General features: G+C 68.6%; 19 protein-coding genes. 5 read left to right on the top strand and 14 right to left on the bottom strand.

What is annotated here, in order from left to right:
* Positions 1-101: 101 nt before the first annotated feature.
* Positions 102-977 (top strand): LLM class F420-dependent oxidoreductase, encoded by an 876-nt coding sequence (locus tag ACPCUW_RS11335; RefSeq protein ID WP_290049206.1) that lies wholly within the window; start codon positions 102-104, stop codon positions 975-977.
* A gap of 9 nt (positions 978-986) precedes the next feature.
* Here ACPCUW_RS11335 and recO read toward each other — a convergent pair whose 3' ends face one another.
* The 8 genes from recO to ACPCUW_RS11295 all read right to left on the bottom strand — a co-directional run bounded on the left by recO (position 987) and on the right by ACPCUW_RS11295 (position 8158).
* On the bottom strand, positions 987-1760 hold the full coding sequence (gene recO, locus ACPCUW_RS11330) for a DNA repair protein RecO (protein ID WP_063014617.1): 774 nt from the start codon (positions 1758-1760) through the stop codon (positions 987-989).
* 149 nt (positions 1761-1909) lie between these two features.
* Positions 1910-2323 (bottom strand): hypothetical protein, encoded by a 414-nt coding sequence (locus ACPCUW_RS11325; protein ID WP_143859879.1) that lies wholly within the window; start codon positions 2321-2323, stop codon positions 1910-1912.
* Positions 2324-2555: 232 nt separating this feature from the next.
* Positions 2556-3476, bottom strand: coding sequence for a GTPase Era (gene era, locus ACPCUW_RS11320; RefSeq protein WP_064902709.1), 921 nt, complete (start codon positions 3474-3476; stop codon positions 2556-2558).
* The gene (locus ACPCUW_RS11315; RefSeq protein WP_423424654.1) at positions 3473-3853 is read right to left on the bottom strand and encodes a cytidine deaminase; all 381 of its coding nucleotides are present in this window, start codon (positions 3851-3853) and stop codon (positions 3473-3475) included. The genes era and ACPCUW_RS11315 overlap by 4 nt, the downstream gene beginning before the upstream one ends.
* Entirely contained in the window at positions 3840-5198 is a 1359-nt protein-coding gene (locus ACPCUW_RS11310) for a hemolysin family protein (protein WP_063025488.1), read from the bottom strand. The genes ACPCUW_RS11315 and ACPCUW_RS11310 overlap by 14 nt, the downstream gene beginning before the upstream one ends.
* 145 nt (positions 5199-5343) lie before the next feature.
* Positions 5344-5898 carry an rRNA maturation RNase YbeY gene (gene ybeY / locus ACPCUW_RS11305; protein WP_030512859.1) on the bottom strand — a complete coding sequence of 185 codons (555 nt, stop codon included), beginning with the start codon at positions 5896-5898 and terminating at the stop codon, positions 5344-5346.
* Positions 5899-5988: 90 nt separating this feature from the next.
* Positions 5989-7065: a PhoH family protein gene (locus ACPCUW_RS11300; protein WP_063014712.1), complete on the bottom strand. Its 1077-nt coding sequence runs from the start codon at positions 7063-7065 to the stop codon at positions 5989-5991.
* Positions 7066-7261: 196 nt separating this feature from the next.
* The gene (locus ACPCUW_RS11295) at positions 7262-8158 is read right to left on the bottom strand and encodes a LysR family transcriptional regulator (protein WP_104394166.1); all 897 of its coding nucleotides are present in this window, start codon (positions 8156-8158) and stop codon (positions 7262-7264) included.
* 101 nt (positions 8159-8259) lie between these two features.
* Between ACPCUW_RS11295 and ACPCUW_RS11290 the strand changes: the two genes are divergently transcribed.
* The gene (locus ACPCUW_RS11290) at positions 8260-9531 is read left to right on the top strand and encodes an MFS transporter (RefSeq protein WP_423424652.1); all 1272 of its coding nucleotides are present in this window, start codon (positions 8260-8262) and stop codon (positions 9529-9531) included.
* Positions 9532-9577: 46 nt separating this feature from the next.
* Here the strand turns inward: ACPCUW_RS11290 and ACPCUW_RS11285 are convergent, their stop codons facing one another.
* The 6 genes from ACPCUW_RS11285 to ACPCUW_RS11260 all read right to left on the bottom strand — a co-directional run bounded on the left by ACPCUW_RS11285 (position 9578) and on the right by ACPCUW_RS11260 (position 15250).
* Positions 9578-10318: a 16S rRNA (uracil(1498)-N(3))-methyltransferase gene (locus ACPCUW_RS11285; RefSeq protein WP_423424651.1), complete on the bottom strand. Its 741-nt coding sequence runs from the start codon at positions 10316-10318 to the stop codon at positions 9578-9580.
* A 7-nt stretch (positions 10319-10325) separates the two neighbouring features.
* A complete protein-coding gene (gene dnaJ, locus ACPCUW_RS11280) occupies positions 10326-11474 on the bottom strand; it encodes a molecular chaperone DnaJ (protein ID WP_030512854.1) in 1149 nt (382 codons plus the stop codon).
* 131 nt (positions 11475-11605) lie between these two features.
* Positions 11606-12637: a heat-inducible transcriptional repressor HrcA gene (hrcA, locus tag ACPCUW_RS11275; RefSeq protein ID WP_218401268.1), complete on the bottom strand. Its 1032-nt coding sequence runs from the start codon at positions 12635-12637 to the stop codon at positions 11606-11608.
* Positions 12638-12871: 234 nt separating this feature from the next.
* Entirely contained in the window at positions 12872-13081 is a 210-nt protein-coding gene (locus tag ACPCUW_RS11270) for a hypothetical protein (protein ID WP_030512852.1), read from the bottom strand.
* A 114-nt stretch (positions 13082-13195) separates the two neighbouring features.
* Positions 13196-14398, bottom strand: a complete 1203-nt coding sequence (hemW, locus tag ACPCUW_RS11265) for a radical SAM family heme chaperone HemW (RefSeq protein ID WP_423424648.1) — start codon at positions 14396-14398, stop codon at positions 13196-13198.
* 45 nt (positions 14399-14443) lie between these two features.
* Positions 14444-15250: an AraC family transcriptional regulator gene (locus ACPCUW_RS11260; protein WP_423424646.1), complete on the bottom strand. Its 807-nt coding sequence runs from the start codon at positions 15248-15250 to the stop codon at positions 14444-14446.
* Positions 15251-15360: 110 nt separating this feature from the next.
* Here ACPCUW_RS11260 and ACPCUW_RS11255 point away from each other — a divergent pair, with 110 nt between their 5' ends.
* The 3 genes from ACPCUW_RS11255 (at position 15361) to ACPCUW_RS11245 (ending at position 17748) form a co-directional block, all read left to right on the top strand.
* Positions 15361-15570, top strand: a complete 210-nt coding sequence (locus ACPCUW_RS11255) for a hypothetical protein (RefSeq protein WP_305778964.1) — start codon at positions 15361-15363, stop codon at positions 15568-15570.
* Positions 15571-15743: 173 nt separating this feature from the next.
* Positions 15744-15836 carry an Ms4527A family Cys-rich leader peptide gene (locus ACPCUW_RS11250; RefSeq protein ID WP_368854180.1) on the top strand — a complete coding sequence of 31 codons (93 nt, stop codon included), beginning with the start codon at positions 15744-15746 and terminating at the stop codon, positions 15834-15836.
* 133 nt (positions 15837-15969) lie between these two features.
* Positions 15970-17748: a nitrite/sulfite reductase gene (locus ACPCUW_RS11245; protein WP_423424644.1), complete on the top strand. Its 1779-nt coding sequence runs from the start codon at positions 15970-15972 to the stop codon at positions 17746-17748.
* Positions 17749-17757: the final 9 nt, after the last annotated feature.

Here is a 17757-nt window from a genome sequence, read left to right as displayed (position 1 = left end):
CCGCACGTAGGGCCCGCATTCCGGGAAACCTCTTGACCTGGAGTGCGCTCCAGGGCATAGCGTTCTCCCTCGGGAAGTCAGTCACTGACGAGGAGAACTCCATGGAGCTCGGGTTTCACATTCCTATCTTCGATATCGACGGCGGCACCCCCGCGATCGCGGGTGAGCTGGCGCGAGTAGGGCAGGCCGCGGAGGCGGCGGGCGCCACCTGGTTGTCGTTCATGGATCACTACTTCCAGATCGAGCCGACCGGCCTACCGGCCGAGGCGAACATGCTGGAGGGATACACCACGCTGGGATACCTTGCGGCACATACCAGCTCGATCGACCTCGGGCTGCTGGTCACCGGCGTGACCTATCGGCATCCGGGTCTGCTCGCCAAGATCGTCACCACCCTCGACGTGCTGTCGGGCGGCCGGGCCACGCTGGGTATCGGCGCCGCCTGGTTCGAGCGGGAGCATCGCGGGCTCGGGGTCGAGTTCCCGCCGCTGGCCGAACGGTTCGAGCGGCTGGAGGAGACGCTGCGGATCTGCGCGCAGATGTGGGATCCGGACAACAACGGGCCGTTCGAGGGCAAGTACTACCAGCTGGCCGAGACGCTGTGCTCACCGCAGCCGATCCATCGCCCGAACGTGCTGATCGGTGGCGGCGGCGAGAAGAAGACGCTGCGATTGGTCGCACAGTACGGCGACGCCTGCAATCTGTTCGGTACATCGCCGGAGGATGTGGCCCACAAGCTGGACGTGCTGCGCCGCCACTGCGACGATGTCGGCCGCGATTTCGACACCATCCGCACCACGATCATGGCCAACAATCCGCGCCCGAATCCGGATGTTCGCGATGAATTCGTCCGCAGCATGGCCGATTACGCGAAAGTGGGCATCGACGCGGTGCTGATCACCCCGACCACGAGCTCGCCGGCGGCATGGATCGAGGGCATGGCGCCGGCGGTCCCGCAGCTGGCCGACCTCGGGTAGGCGGCCGGGTTATCCCACCCGCGAGGCCGGCGGCTCCGCCGCTTCGTGCGGACGAGAGCGCTCGATCAACGGCAAGGTCCGCAGCTGCCGTTCCAGATGCCACTGCAGATGGGCGGCGGTGAGCCCGCTGGCCTGGCGGCGGACGGACTCGGCGACCGCGTCGAGTCCGGTCCAGTCCCCGCGATTGAGCGCACTCATCAATTCCAGGACCCCGACCGAGGGCGTGGCCGAGCCGGGCGGGCGGCAGTGGACGCAGACCGCTCCCCCGGCGGCCACGTGGAAGGCGCGGTGCGGGCCGGGGGTCGCGCACCGGGCACATTCGTCGAGGGCGGGCGCCCAGCCCGCGAAACCCATGGCGCGCAACAGGAATGCGTCGAGAATCAGTTCGTGCGGGCGCCGGCCGGCGGCGATCGCGCGCAGGGCGCCGGCGGTCAGGGTGTGCAGGCGGGGCGCGGGGGCGCGCTCCTCGCCGGCGAGGCGTTCGGCGGTTTCCAGCACCGCGCAGGCGGTGGTGTAGCGACCGTAGTCGGCGACGATATCGGCGGCGAACGCCTCCACGGTATGCACCTGCGTCACGGTGTCGAGGTTGCGTCCGGGATACAGCTGCACGTCGATATAGGCGAACGGTTCCAGCCGGGCGCCGAACTTCGACCGGGTGCGGCGCACACCCTTCGCCACCGCCCGGACCAGCCCGTGCTGACGGGTGAGCAGCGTGACGATGCGATCGGCCTCACCCAGTTTGTGCTGGCGCAGCACAATCGCCTGGTCCCGATACAACAACACGTTCACAGTCTCCCACGCCACCCCGACGTGGCCGCGCCCCCACGCCACTCGACCCGATCGGGCGATACGTTCCCGCCCCGGCCGAATGTAGCCGGCCACCGATTCGCCGGGCATCCGTCCCGCTCGGGTACACCAGGTCTGCGCGGCCTCTACACGCTGCGCGGCAGTCCCTCGGCATACAGCTGCGCGATGCGAGGCGCGTGAATTGTGCGCAGCATCAACGTGGTCCAGCCGGTGCGGATCGGGTCGATCGCGCCGCGGTCGGCCTCGACGAGCATGCGCTCGGGCCCCTGCAGTTCCATGGTGACGGCGGGGTGACCCAGCCAGACGTCGACCAACGCCTCCTGATTTCCCCAGATGACGAGGCGTTTTCTGCTCATCCCGATGGTTCCGCCGACGATGTTCTCCCAACTGGAGGAACCGTAGTGCAGTGGCGTCCGATAATTACGTCTGGCCAGCGATCCACTCACCGGGCCGAATACGACGATCCCTTCCGATTCCAGATCCGAACGCACTTGTGGCGGCAGCTCTTTCGAGCCGAACGCCCGGGACATCCACTTCACGCCAGGATCGTAGGCCCGTCTCACAATGTGCGTGCGCACACAGTTCGCCCGCTCCTGCGGAAATACCGGAATCGCACATTACAATTCGACTACGGCCGACCTGGGACTCCGATATGGACGGGTGACCAGCTTCGCGCCGGGTTTCGCGCGCGCCCCCGAGACGGAGATCACAGATGACGACGTCATCGATCGGAGCCGCACCGGTCGGACCGATCCCTCGTGGGAACGACGATCAGAATCCCAGCTTGCGCAGCTGTTTGGGGTCGCGCTGCCAGTCCTTGGCGACCTTCACGTGCAGATGCAGATAGATCCGGGTGCCCAGGATGTGCTCGATCTGCTTGCGCGCCGCGGTGCCGACCTCTTTGAGCCGGGCGCCGCGCTTGCCGATGATGATCGCCTTCTGACTCGGCCGCTCCACGTACAGCAGGGCATGCACGTCGAGCATGTCCTCGTGTTCCTCGCGCGGCATGATCTCCTCGATCACCACCGCCAGCGAATGCGGCAGTTCGTCGCGCACACCCTCCAGCGCCGCCTCGCGAATGAGTTCGGCCATCAGGGTTTCCTCGGGCTCGTCGGTCAGCTCCCCGTCGGGGTAGAACGCCGGGCCCTCCGGCATCTTGGAGGCGATCACATCGACGAGCAGTTCGACCTGCTCACCCTTGGCCGCCGACACCGGAACCACCTCGGCCTCGGGGCCCAGCAGTTGCGAGACCGCGAGCAGTTGCTCGGCGACCTGCGGCTTGTCCACCTTGTCGATCTTGGTGACCACGCCGAGCAGCGTCGTCTTCGGCGCCATCTGCTTGACCTGCTGGACGATCCAGCGGTCACCCGGGCCGATCTTCTCGTCGGCCGGAATGCACAGCGCGATCACGTCGACCTCGGAGTAGGTGTCGCGCACCAGATCGTTGAGGCGCTGCCCCAGCAGGGTGCGCGGCCGGTGCAGTCCGGGAGTGTCGACCAGGATCAGCTGGGCGTGGTCGCGGTGGACGATGCCGCGGATGGTGTGGCGGGTGGTCTGCGGCCGCGAAGACGTGATCGCGATCTTCTGGCCGACCACGGCGTTGGTGAGCGTGGATTTGCCGGTGTTGGGCCGGCCCACGAAACATACGAAGCCGGAACGGAATTCGCCCTCGCCGGGCTGCTGGACGCTCATCGCGCCGACTCGGTTCCGGCGGCGACGGTGCGGTAGCCGGCGCCCTTGCGATCGGTGACGATGACGACCGCCGACGCGCTCACCTCACGCACCGCGGCCACCCCCGGATCGGAATCCTGACCACCGACCAGCACCGCCGCCTCGAACCCCTCCGCACCGCTGGAGATCGCGGCCGCGACCGCCGCCTGCAGCGCGGACAGCGACAGCGCGTTCAGCTCCACCGTGCCCGCGGCGTAGGTGCGGCCGTCGGTATCGCGGACCGCCGCGCCCGCCACCCCGCCGGTGCGTCCCATCGCACCGCGCGCCAGCACCAGCAGTTTGCCGTCCTCGGCGTTCAAATCGGCGGTGTTCACATCGGCGGTTTCACCCTCGGTCATCGCCATCTCCGTTCTCGTATCTCGACGTCTCTTCCCGCCCCTGACGGTCGCCGCGCACAGCATCCGCGAGCGCGCCCGACATTTCGTCCGGTTCCTCCGCGCGGCGCGCGACGACGGTGTGCACCCGCACCCGGCCGCGGGTATCGGCGCCGCCCTCCCCCTGCAGCAGCAGCCCGTGCACGACGACCTCCGATCCCGGCAGCGGCACCCGGCCCAGCGTGTGGGCCAGCATGCCGCCGACGGTGTCGACGTCCTCCTCCTCGATCTCCAGGCCGAACAGCTCGCCCAGATCCTCGACCGGCAGCCGGGTGGAGACGCGGTAGACGCCCTCGCCCAACTCCTCCACCGGCGCGATCTCGTCGGTGTCGTATTCGTCGGCGATCTCACCGACGATCTCCTCGAGCACATCCTCGATGGTGACCAGCCCGGCGATTCCGCCGTATTCGTCGACCAGCAGCGCCATATGGTTACGGCGACGCTGCATCTCGTCGAGCAAGGCGTCGAGCGGTTTCGAATCGGGCACGAACACGGCCGGCCGCATCACCGCCCGCACCTGCACGCTGCGGCCCCGATCCGCATACGGCACAAGATCTTTCAGATAGACCACGCCGAGGATGTCGTCGACGTTCTCACCGATCACGGGAATGCGCGAGTGCCCGGACCGCACGGCCAGCGACATCGCCTGCGCCACCGCCTTGTCCGCCTCGATCCACACCATCTCGGTGCGCGGCACCATCACCGCGCGGGCCGCGGTGTCGCCGAGTTCGAACACCGACTGGATCATGCGGCGTTCCTCGGAGTCGACCACACCGCTCTGCTGCGCCATATCGACGATTTCACGCAGTTCCACTTCGGAAGCGAAGGGGCCGTTGCGAAATCCGCGACCGGGGGTGATGGCGTTACCGATCATGATCAGCAACCGGCTCACCGGTCCGAGCAGCGCCCCGATCGCCTGCAGCGGCAGCGCGGCCGCCAGCGAGATCGAATACGCGTGCTGGCGGCCCAGGGTGCGCGGGCCGACACCGATGACGACATAGTCGACGACGACCATGATCACCGCGGTCACGGCCAGCGCCCACCCCCAGCTGAGCACCTCGCTCAGCGCGGCGGCCAGCAGGACCGTCGCCGCGATCTCACAGGTCAGCCGCAGCAACACCATGAGGTTCACATAGCGCGGCCGGTCGATCGTGATCCGGGCCAGCCGGCGGGCGCCCGGACGGTCGGCGCGGACCAGATCGTCGACCCGCGCCGGCGAAACGGTCATCAACGCGGAATCGATCGCCGCGAAGACACCGCCGACCGGCACCAGCAGAATCGCCAGCAACAGTGGGATCAGCCAGTTCACGCTCTGCCCTCGGCCGCATGAGCTCGGGCCTGCGTGGTGACGCTGCGCTGCCGCCTCCGGCCCTGACCGCTCATGCTGTGTTCAACCGCCGCATGAGCTCGGGCCTGCGTGGTGACGCTGCGCTGCCGCCTCCGGCCCTGACCGCTCATGCGGGGTCCAGGGGGTCGCCCGGGGCTGTGAAACCGGTCTTCCCCAGCAGGCGGCGGTCGCGTTCGGCCAGTTCGGCGCGGCGGGCGGCCTCGCGCAGGCTTTCGTACCATTCGGCGAGCAGGCGGTTCTGCAGGCCGAACATCACCTTCTCCTCTTCCGGCTCGGCGTGGTCGTAGCCGAGCAGATGCAGCACCCCGTGGACGGTGAGCAGCGCCAGTTCGTGGTCGAGGGAATGGCCGGCCTTACCGGCCTGGGCGGCGGCGAATTCCGGGCAGAGCACGATGTCGCCGAGCATCGAGGGGCCCGGTTCGGCGCCGTCGGGACGGCCACCGGGTTCGAGTTCATCCATCGGGAACGACATCACGTCGGTGGGACCCGGCAGGTCCATCCACCGCATGTGCAGGTCGGCCATGGTGTCGAGATCGACGAGCACCATCGACAATTCGGCCGCCGGATGCACGTCCATCCGCTCGATCGCGAACCGCGCGACGCTGACCAGATCCGGTTCCGATACGTCGATGCCCGACTCGTTGGCGATCTCGATACTCACCCTGCCAGCCTAATGGGGGCCGCGCACGGCCTCACCACCACACCAGCGGCGAGCCGCTCAGGCAACTCAGCGGCGAGCCGCTCGGGCAACTCAGCGGCGAGCCGCCTTGTCCGCCGCGCGGCGCTGGGCTCGGTTGCCGCCCGGGTAGTGCCGCGCCACCTGCGGCCGGGCGTCGGACTCGTAGCGGTCGTAGGCGTCGACGATGTCCGAGACCAGCCGGTGGCGCACCACGTCGCTGGAGGTGAGCTCCGCGAAATGGATGTCGTCGATATCGGTGAGGATGTCGCTGACCACCCGCAGCCCGGATCGGGTGCCACCCGGCAGGTCGACCTGGGTGACGTCGCCGGTGACGACGATCTTCGAGCCGAAACCGAGCCGGGTCAGGAACATCTTCATCTGTTCCGGCGTGGTGTTCTGCGCCTCGTCCAGGATGATGAACGAGTCGTTGAGACTGCGTCCGCGCATATACGCCAGCGGCGCGACCTCGATCACTCCGGACGCCATCAGCTTCGGAATCGCCTCGGGGTCCATCATGTCGTGCAGGGCGTCGTAGAGCGGACGCAGATACGGGTCGATCTTCTCGTTCAGCGTGCCCGGCAGAAATCCCAGCCGCTCTCCTGCCTCCACCGCCGGACGGGTGAGGATGATGCGGGTGACCTGCTTGCTCTGCAGCGCCTGCACGGCCTTGGCGACCGCCAGATAGGTCTTACCGGTACCGGCCGGGCCGATGCCGAAGACGATCGTGTGCTCGTCGATGGCGTCGACATAGCGCTTCTGGTTCAGCGTCTTCGGGCGGATGGTCTTGCCGCGCCGGGCGATGATGTCCAGACTCAGCACCTCGGCCGGGGAATCGGAGGATCCCTCGGTCAGCATGGACACCGTATGCCGGACCGCTTCCGGGGTGACGACGCGATTGTGCGCGGTCAACGCTACGAGCTGCTCGACCACCCGCTCGGCCAGCGCCACGTCGGCGGCCTTACCGGTGAGGGTGACCGAATTCCCGCGCACGTGGATGTCGGCATCGAGCAGACCTTCGAGTTCACGCAGGTTCGCATCGGCGGAACCGAGGAATCCGAATACGGACTCCGGGGCCAGTTCGATGCTGGACCGCACCGTCCGGGCCGCTGGACCCGAACCGTTACCATTGCCGGGGGCGCCGGCTCCGATGCCGGTCGTGGGTGTTGTCGGGTCGCCGATATCGCCTGATGTTCGCAAAAGGGGCTATGGCCTGCTTTCCGGTCTCGAACGGATCCTCTCCTTTCCTCAAAGTCTATCGCGCGGCACCGACACCGCCCACTTATTTGATCTCCAGCCCCAGCTCAGAGGCCGCTCACCCGGAAGATGAGCGGTCGTCCCCGTTCGTTCACCGCCCGCTCCCGCGCGACCATTCGACGGCGAACTCGCGAAAGGTGCGCACCGCATCGCCCGGCACCGCGTCCGCCGACCAGATCAATCCGACCGCGCGGGCGGCACCCGGATCCGACAGCGGAACCAGCACCGGCCCGGGCTGCGGCCCCCGCACCGCGGGCTCCTCCAACGGCAGCAGCGCCACTCCGAGCCCCGCCGCCACCAGACCCGACACGGTCACCAGATCACTGGACTCCAGCGCGATCCGTGGCCGGAAATCCGCTGCGGCACAGAGCTCGTCGAGAATTCTGCGCATCCCGTAGCCGGTGGGCATGGCGATGAATTCGGCCTCCGCGGCCTCCGCCAGCCGAATCTGCCGCCGGCCCGCCAAGCGATGATCGACCGGAACCCCGAGGGCGAGGCGCTGCCGGAACAGCGTGCGCCAGCCCAGCCCGGGCAGCGCCGGTTCGGGCGAGGTCAGACCGAGATCCGCCGTACCGTCGAGCACCTCGGCGGCCACCACGTTGGCAGGTCCCTGATCGAGCCGGAACGTGATCCGCCCCGACACGCGCCGGAAGCCGGCGATCAGCTCCGGCACGACCCGCCCGCCGAAGGAATGGACGAACGCCAGCCGCACCGACCCCCGGGCCGGATTCGCCAGATCCGCGAGCGCCCGGCTCGCGGCGTCCAGTTCGGCCTGGGCGCGGCGGGCGTGTTCGTAGAAGATGCGCCCGGATTCGTTGAGCGTCAGCCGCTTACCGTGCCGATCGAACAACTGCGTGCCGAGTCGCTGTTCCAGCCGGGCGAGCATGCGCGACAGCGTGGGCTGGGCCAGATGCAGCCGATCGGCCGCCGCACCCACGCGTTCGAGTTCGGCGAGGGTCAGAAACCAGTGCAAATCGTCACTCGCCATCGGCAGGCTCCCCGCGCTCAGCTCAACTAATGCCTCAATTGCATCAACTTACCGATCATTATGCATTTCCTTTTCCAGCTGTGTGGAGCCACGGTGGAGGCATGACCAGCGCGACCGTGACCACCGCTCCCGTCCGGACGGCCGAGGAGGCGCGGCGCGAGCGGCGGATCACCCTCGCGCTGTTCGCGGCCGGCCTCACCACCTTCGGGTCGATGTACAGCGCGCAGGCGCTGCTGCCGAGCCTGTCGACGGCCTTCGGCGCCACGCCCGCGCACGCCGCACTGGCGGTATCGCTGACGACGGGTCTGCTGGCGGTGGCGATCGTGCCGGTGAGCGTGCTGTCGGGGCGGTACGGCCGCACCCGGGTGATGATCGCGTCCGCGGTGGCGACCAGCGTCATCGGTCTGCTGTTGCCCTTCAGCCCGAATCTGGACCTGATGCTGGCGGGGCGGGCCGTGCAGGGCATCGCCGTGGCCGGCGTGCCCGCGGTCGCGATGGCATATCTCGCCGAGGAGATCGGTTCGGCCGGATTGGGCACCGCGATGGGCATCTACGTCTCGGGCACCACCATCGGCGGCCTGGCCGGCCGGCTGATTCCCGCCTTCACCTTGGAGGTGGCGTCCTGGCGTTGGGGCGCAGCGATTTTCGCGGTGGGCGCCGCGCTGTGCACGGTGTGGTTCGTGCGGATGCTGCCACCCTCCCGATACTTCGTCGCGCGGCCCCTCGGCGTCGGCGCGCTGCTCGGCGACCTCGCCACGCATCTGCGCAACCGCGCGCTGCTGCCGCTGTTCGGGTTGGCCTTCCTGCTGATGGGCGGATTCGTCTCGGTGTACAACTTCCTCGGCTACCGGCTCATCCAGTCGCCGTTCGGTTTGTCCGCGGCCACCGCGGGTGCGGTCTTCCTGATGTATCTGTCGGGCACGGTCTCGTCGACCGCCGCGGGCCGGTTCGCCGATCGGCTCGGACGTTTCCCGGTGGTGGCGATCTCTCTCGCGACGATGAGTATCGGCCTGCTGCTGACCATTCCGGATCATCTGGCGATCCTGTTGCCGGGTCTGCTGTTGTTCACCGCGGGCTTCTTCGGCGCGCACGCCGTGGCCAGCGCGTGGGTCGGCGCCACGGCGACGGGTAATCGCGCGGCCGCGTCCTCGCTGTACCTGTTCGCCTATTACGTCGGCAGTTCGATCGTCGGCGCGTTGGCCGGGCTGGCCTACAGCTGGCACGGGTGGGCCGGATTGGCGCTGTACGTGGGAGTGCTGATCGTCGTGGCGGCGGGTCTGGTGGCGTGCCTCGGATTGCGGTTGCGAGCCGAGAGCTTCCGGTCCCGGCCCACCGCCGGCCCGTCCGAGATCGGAACTTCTGGCCCCGCCTGACGACCGCGCCGCACCGTGGAGCGCGGACGCCGGCCGGATCCGGGACCTACCAGCGCGGAGTCAAAGCCCCCAGCGCACCGAGCGCGACCGCCGCGGCGGTGGAGGTGCGCAACACCGTCGGCCCCAGGAGCGCGACGGTGGCACCCGCCGCGGTGAGCGCATCCAATTCCGAGTCGTCCAGACCGCCTTCGGGGCCCACGATCAGCACGATCGGCGCGGTCCGCGGGAACGCCAGCTCGGCGAATCGCGCCGTCGCGGATTCGTGCAGCGCGATCGCTATGCCGTTGTCCGCGACGGTTTTCCGGACCAGCTCGGCCACATCCGCGGTGCGATGCAGATCGGCGACCTCGGGGATGTAGGCCCGCCGCGACTGCCGGGCCGCCGTCCGGGCCGCCGCACGCCACTTGTCGACGCCCTTGCGCGCCTTGGCTTCCCAGTTCGCGACACACCGGGCGGCCTGCCACGGGACGATCGCGTCGGCGCCCGCCTCGGTCATCAATTCGACCGCGAGTTCGGAACGATCCGATTTGGGCAATGCCTGCACGACCGTCACCGCCGGCGACACGGACGGGGCGACCAGGCGGTCGAGCACCTTCAGATCCAGGCGATCCCGCCCGGTGGCCACGACCTCGGATTCGGCGAGCAGTCCCGCACCGTCGGAGAGCGTGATCGGCTCGCCGACCCGGATGCGGCGCACGGTCGCGGCGTGCCGGCCCTCGGGACCGTCGAGCACCGCGACCGCGCCGACCGGCGGTATCTCGTCGAGATAGAAAACCGTTGCGGCCACGGCGTTTTCAGCGACCGCTGAAGGAGGCCCGCAACCGTGCGAACAATCCGCTGTTGTGTTCGGATTGGGCCGAGAGCACCTCGGTGTGTTCGCCGTTGCGCATCGCCTGGTACTTGCGCAGCAGGTCGAACTGCTTGTTGTCCAGTTTGGTCGGGATCACGATGTCCAGGTGCGCGACCAGATCACCGCGCGCACTGGAACGCAGCTTGGGCATGCCGTGGGCGCGCAGCACCGACACCTCACCCGGCTGGGTGCCCGGCGGAATGGTCAGTTCGGTGGGCCCGTCCAGGATGGTGTCGATGACCACCGTGGTGCCGAGCGCGGCATCGACCATCGGTACCCGGATCGTGCAGTGCAGATCGTCGCCGTCGCGGACGAAGGTGTCGTGCGGCTGCTCCACGATCTCGACGTACAGATCACCGGCCGGTCCGCCGCCGGGGCCGATCTCGCCCTGTGCGGCCAGCCGCACCCGCATGCCGTTGGCCACACCCGCCGGAATCGGCGCGGCGATCTCGCGGCGGGCACGCACCCGGCCGTCGCCACCGCATTTGCGGCAGGGGTCGGGAATGGTCTCGCCCGTACCGCGACAGGTCGGGCACGGCCGAGACGTCATCACCTGTCCCAGGAAAGACCGCTGCACGGTCTGCACCTCACCCGCGCCGCCACAGGTTTCACAGCGCACCGGCTTGGAATTGCCGTTGGTGCCCGAGCCCTGGCACAGATCACAGAGCACCGCGGTGTCGACGGTGAGGTGTTTGGTGACACCGACCGCGCATTCGGCCAGCGACAACCGGGTCCGCAGCAGCGAATCCGCGCCCGGCTGCACCCGGCCGCGGGGTTTGCGCGAACTGGTGGCGTTCATACCGCCGAAGAAGGCCTCGAACACATCGCCCAGACCACCGAAACCGGCGCCGGAGAAGCCGCCGCCCGCGCCCGCCGATTCCATCGGGTCGCCGCCCATATCGACGATGCGGCGCTTCTCGGAGTCGGTGAGAACCTCGTAAGCGGTGGATACCTCGCGGAACCGCTCCTGCGCGTCCGGATCCGGGTTGACGTCGGGGTGCAGTTCCCGGGCCAGCTTGCGGTAGGCGCGTTTGATCTCCTGGTCGGACGCGTTGCGCCCGACGCCGAGGATTCCGTAGTAGTCCCGTGCCACTTGAGTCTCTAGTCCTGTTCCGAATGGGTGTCGTCCAGCATCCCTGCTCACAGCCGATGCTGCCATGTTCACTGTGGCCGACCGGCGAACCAGGTTGCCGGCCGGCGCGGATCCCGGTTACCGGGGCGGGCTCATCGTTCCGCGAGCACCTCACCGATATAACGGGCGACCGCGGCGACCGAGGCGATCGTGCCGGGGTAGTCCATCCGGGTCGGGCCGACCACTCCCATACCTCCCAGCACGGTACCCGGCATACCGTACCCGGTGGATACCACCGAGGTGCCGCGCATCTGCTCGACGCGGGTCTCCTCGCCGATCTGCACCGTCACCATGCCGGGCTGCTGCGCGGCGGCCAGAAGTTTCAACACCACCACCTGCTCCTCGAGCGCCTCGAGCACGGCACGCAGCGAACCCGGGAAACCGAAATCGCCGGCATTGCGGGTCAGGTTGGCCGTGCCGCCCAGCACCAGCCGCTCCTCCGGATGCTCCACCAGGGTTTCGACCAGAACGGTCGACACCCGGACCAGAACGTCGCGTAGCCGGGCGGGGGCGTTCTCCGGCAGCGCCGCGACGGCGCTCGAGGCAGCGGACAGACGCTTACCGTCCATCGCCTTGCCGAGCATGCCGCGCAGTGCGGCGAGATCCTCCTCGTCGATCACCGCACCCAGATCGACGAGCCGCTGATCGACCCGCCCGGTATCGGTGATCACGACCAGCAGCAGCCGGGCCGGATTGAGCGCCACGACCTCCAGGTGACGCACGGTCGACGCCGAGACCGTCGGGTACTGCACCATCGCGACCTGCCGGGTCAGCTGCGCCAGCAGCCGCACCCCGCGTCGCAGGACGTCGTCGAGATCGACGCCGCTTTCCAGGAATTCCATGATCGCGCGGCGCTCGGCATTGGACAGCGGCTTGACCTCGGCGATGTTGTCCACGAACTGGCGATAGCCCTTGTCGGTCGGGATGCGACCGGAGCTCGTGTGCGGCTGAGTGATGTATCCCTCGGCCTCGAGGACCGCCATGTCATTGCGCACGGTTGCGCTGGAGACGCCCAGATTGTGCTTGTCCACCAGCGTTTTCGACCCGATCGGCTCCTTGGTCGCGATGTAGTCCGCGACGATCGCGCGCAGGACCTCCAGCCGCCGCTTCTCGGTGCTCGACATCGGCCCCACCTCCTCGTTCGCCTTCGGGGTCCACGCGGCCGCACACGGGCAGCATCGACCACGCGGATTCCCGGTTGATCCGACACCAGTTTAGTTCCTGTGCTCACGAGTTCCCGCGTGTGAGGTCGCACAGTGATGCCGGGCCGGCGCCGGGGACCCGGTCGCGCAGCGGAACGGAGGTGGAGCCACGGAAGGCGCGGGCGAAGATGTCCGTCTCGCGCCCGCGGCGCGAACTCAGTCCGATTCGGCGACGAGTTTGCCTGCCGCCGCATCCAATCCGAGCATCGTCAGCAGCGACTGGCAGTCGTCGACTCCGGTCGAATGACTGGCCACCGCCCGGGCGGCGAGCGCGCCGCGCCGTGCGGCCTCGGCCTTCTCTGCGGCACGCGTTTCGGCGAACTCGCTCTGCTCGTGGACAAGTGTGATGTGGCGTGCCTGTGACATGGATCTCCTCAAGTTGCCTCGAACCCTACGCTGTCCGGACTCCCGCCCGGGCCGCAGCGCCGAATTCGGGGCGAAATAGACCGATTCACCGGGCCGCTACCGACCGACAGCCGGTCAGCCCAGCAGATCGCGGACCACTCCGTCGGCGAGCAGACGCCCACGGTCGGTCAACACCAACCGATCACGGTCGACAACGGCCAGTCCGTCGGCGACCACACGCTCACATGCCGCGCGGCCGTCGGTATCCAATTCCTCGACCGGGAGTCCGGAGCGCAGGCGTACGCCGAGCATCACGCGCTCGGTGTACCGCTCCGCGTCGGTCAGCGCCTCCCAGCCCGCGGCGGGCAGTCCGGCGCGGGCCGCGACGCGCTCGGCGTAGCGGCCCGGATGCTTCACGTTCCACCAGCGCACGCCGCCGAGGTGGCTGTGCGCGCCGGGGCCGGCGCCGAGCCAGTCGCCGCCGTCCCAGTAGCCGAGGTTGTGCCGGCAGCGCGCGGAAGACGTTGTGGCCCAGTTGGATACCTCGTACCAGCCGAATCCCGCGGCGGCAAGGCGGGCGTCGATGCGTTCGTAGCGGGCGGCGAGGGTGTCTTCGTCGGGGGCGGGGAGTTCGCCGCGGCGGACCTTGCGGGCCATGGCGGTGCCGTCCTCGACGATCAGGGAGTAGGCGGAGACGTGGTCGACGCCGGCGGAGAGGACCGCGTCCAGGCTGGCGTCGAGGTCGGCGTCGGATTCACCGGGCGTGCCGTAGATGAGGTCGAGGTTGACGTGGTCGAAACCGGCTGCCCGGGCCTCGCGGGCGGCCGCTACGGCACGTCCGGGGGTGTGGGTGCGGTCGAGAATGCGCAGAACGTGGCTCGCGGCCGATTGCATGCCGAGGGAGACGCGGGTGTAGCCGGCGGTTCGGATGCGCTCGAAGAACTGCGGGGAGGTGGACTCCGGATTCGATTCCGTGGTCACCTCCGCATCGGCGGCGAGGGAGAACTCGGCACGGATGGCGTCGAGGACATCGGCCAGGCCGTCGCCGCCCAGCAGCGACGGGGTGCCGCCGCCGACGAAGACCGTCGACACCGGCGGTTGCGCGCTCGGTAGTTCCGCGAAAGCCGCTGCCGCGGTGGTCAATTCGCCACGCAGGGCGTCGAGCCACGACTCCGGCGAGGCGGAGGAACCCAGCTCGCCCGCCGTATACGTGTTGAAATCGCAGTAGCCGCAGCGCGTCGCGCAGAACGGGACGTGCACGTAGATCCCGAACGGCCCGCCGCCGAAATCGCGCAGCGTCGGCGCGGCGGTGGTGTGTTCGGGAGCGGGTGCGGTCACCCCACCAGTGTGCCCGGTGCGGCGCAGTGACCGGCGGCACACCGGCTAGTCGATCGCTTCCGGCGCCGGTAGCCCGCGAGTTCGGTGCGAACGGGCGTAATTTCCGGGAGTGGTGCCGACGATTTCGGCGAACGCCGCGATGAAGCCGCTCGGATTCGCCCACCCGCAGGCGTGCGCGACATATGTCGCGTCGTGCCCCTCGGCGAGCAGGACGAGCGCGTGCGAGATGCGCAGTTGGGTGCGCCACTCGTAGAAGGTCATGCCGAGCTCGTCGTGGAACAGCCGGCTCAGCGTTCGCGCTCCCGCGCCGACCCTGCGCCCGAGTTCGGCCAGCGCGGTGTTGTCGCCGGGGTCGTCGTACAGAATCCGCGCGAGGGCCCGCAATCGGTCGTCGCGGGGTTGCGGCAGTTGCAGCGGCTGCTCGTGCGCTTCCCGCAGTTCGTCGACGAGCACCCGATGCAGCCGGGCGCGCGCACCGCGGTCGTGGTCGCGGGGCCCGGTGAGAGTGAGGAACACCTCGCGGGCCAGATCGGTGGCCCCGAATACCGCGGGGCGGTCCGGTAGCAGCCGGGCCGGGGCCGCCGGGAGAAAGACGATCCGCATGTCGGTTCGCCCGTGGGCGCGGTGCTGGTGCGTGAATCCGGCTGGGGTCCAGCCGATTCGGCTGGCCGGCACGATCGACGTCCCGCGTTCGGTGTGCACCGAGAGCACCCCGCGGGCGGCATACACCAGATGCCCGCGCGCATGCGCGTGGACCGAACTCGACGCTCCCGGCGCCCACTCGTGAACGCCCCCGGACGGCCACAGCCGCGACGGAGAAGCCGTCGCGGCAGGTTGGCGGTGAACGGGCATGAATCAGCATTCTATCGGTGGTCGGCCGCCCCGGTCGCCCACGACAGTGAACGCATGAGTGAGACGACGATGCGCACGGCGCGCTGGCGGCCTCGGGCGTCCTGTCCGGGGTGCGGCAGCGCGCGGCGCGGCTGCTGATTCGGGGCGGGACCTCGTCGGTGGGCATGGCGGCGATCGCCATCGCGGCAGCCGAGGGTATGGAGACCGCGGCCACGACCCGGCAGCCCGCGAAGGTGGACGCGGTCATCGCCGCCGTAGTCGCGGCCCACCGCCGGATGCAGAACGACGAGGCGACCGGAAAGCTCGTCATCGTGCCCTAGCCGACCCGTCGGCGTCCCGTGGGAAGGCCCCTGCGGCATCGCGATCGGCGAATCCGCTTGATCTATGACGCATCTCACAAATTAGGACGGCCGTCCAGGGAATTTCCCGCTTTTTTGCGGAGAATATGACCCACCGGTCGGAAAGACCCACCTGACATGGCACAATAACTTCCATGACCGGACTTGGAGTACGACTCGTGGCGCGCCGCCATGTCGACTTCAAGCGCGTCTGCAGCGCCAGTTGTCTGCCGGATCGCCTCCGGTAGCTCGGCCTCCCCTCTCCCCGGTTCCCGGCATCCGTCGCGATGCCCATCGGTCCGATTCGCTGAACTCCGAAGGCGCGAGCCAGCCCCTCCCGCCTGCCGCAAGGCCTGATCCATCTTCTTCAGGAGCGACCCTATGACGTCGAGTACCGACGCCGGTCCCAGCCCCGAGTCCGTTCGCGCGGATCGTGAACGCCTCGCCCGTGAGCGTCGTGCCCGGCCCCGCCCGGAGGCTTCCGGCCCGCGCGAACGCACCGGCAAGCCGGTCCGCCGCAAGTCCGAGGGCCAGTGGGCCCTCGGTTACCGGGAACCGCTGAACGCGAACGAGCAGAGCAAGAAGGACGACAATCCGCTCAACGTCCGTGCGCGCATCGAGAACATCTACGCCAAGGGCGGATTCGACTCGATCGACAAGAGCGATCTGCGCGGCCGCTTCCGCTGGTGGGGCCTCTACACCCAGCGTGAGCAGGGCTACGACGGCACCTGGACCGGTGACGAGAACATCGACCTGCTCGAGGCCAAGTACTTCATGATGCGCATCCGCTGCGATGGCGGCGCGCTCAACGTCGAGCAGGTGCGCACCCTCGGCCAGATCTCCACCGAGTTCGCCCGGGACACCGCCGATCTGTCCGACCGCGAGAATCTGCAGTACCACTGGATCGAGATCGAGAACGTCCCGGAGATCTGGCGGCGCATCGAGGCGGTCGGATTGCAGACCACCGAGGCCTGCGGCGACTGCCCGCGCGTGGTCCTCGGCTCCCCCCTGGCCGGTGAGTCGCTGGCCGAGGTCGTCGACGGCAGCTGGGCGGTCGAGGAGATCACCCGGCGCTACATCGGCAAGAAGGAGTACTCGAACCTCCCCCGCAAGTTCAAGACGGCGATCTCCGGCCAGCAGGATGTGGTCCACGAGATCAACGACGTGGCGTTCGTCGGCGTCGAACATCCCGAGCACGGCCCCGGTTTCGACCTGTGGGTCGGCGGCGGCCTGTCCACCAACCCCATGCTCGCGCAGCGAGTCGGTGCGTGGGTGCCGCTGGAGGAGGTGCCGGATGTGTGGGAAGCCGTCGTCTCGCTGTTCCGTGACTACGGTTACCGCCGACTGCGGACCAAGGCGCGGTTGAAGTTCCTCATCAAGGACTGGGGCATCGAGAAATTCAGAGAAGTTCTCGAGGAGAAGTACCTGCAGCGCAAGCTCATCGACGGTCCCGCGCCCGAGAAGCCGGCCCGGCCCATCGACCATGTGGGCGTGCAGCGGCTGCGCAACGGCCTCAACGCGATCGGCTTCTCCCCGATCGCCGGCCGTGTCTCGGGGACGATCCTGACCCAGGTCGCCGACGCCGTCGAACGGGTCGGCGCGGACCGGATCCGGTTCACTCCGTACCAGAAGGTCGTCGTACTCGACGTCCCCGACGACAAGGTCGAGGAACTGATCGCCGAACTGGAGCCGCTGGGCCTGCAGGCCCGGCCGTCGGCCTGGCGGCGAAACCTGCTGGCCTGCAGTGGTATCGAGTTCTGCAAACTCTCGTTCGTGGAGACGCGCAAGCGTTCGCAGGTCCTCGCGCCCGAACTCGACCAGCGCCTGGCCGATATCAACGCCCAGTTGGACGTGCCGGTCACGATCAACATCAACGGCTGCCCCAACTCCTGCGGCCGTTCGCAGATCGCCGATATCGGTTTCAAGGGCCAGCTCGTCGACGACGGCGACGGGAATCAGGTGGAGGGCTATCAGGTTCACCTCGGTGGCAGCCTCGGGCTCGACAGTGGCTTCGGCCGCAAGCTGCGCCAGCACAAGGTGACCAGCGAGGAGCTCGGCGACTACATCGAGCGTGTCGTCCGCAATTTCGTCAAGAACCGCAACGACGGTGAGCGGTTCGCGCAATGGGCTGTCCGCGCCGACGAGGCCGACCTTCGGTAACGGGAGATT

The organism is Nocardia sp. AB354 (assembly GCF_049538315.1).
GTDB classification, from domain to species: Bacteria; Actinomycetota; Actinomycetes; order Mycobacteriales; family Mycobacteriaceae; genus Nocardia; species Nocardia nova.
Note: the sequence above shows the minus strand (reverse complement) of the source record. Positions and strands in the feature narration are given on the sequence as shown.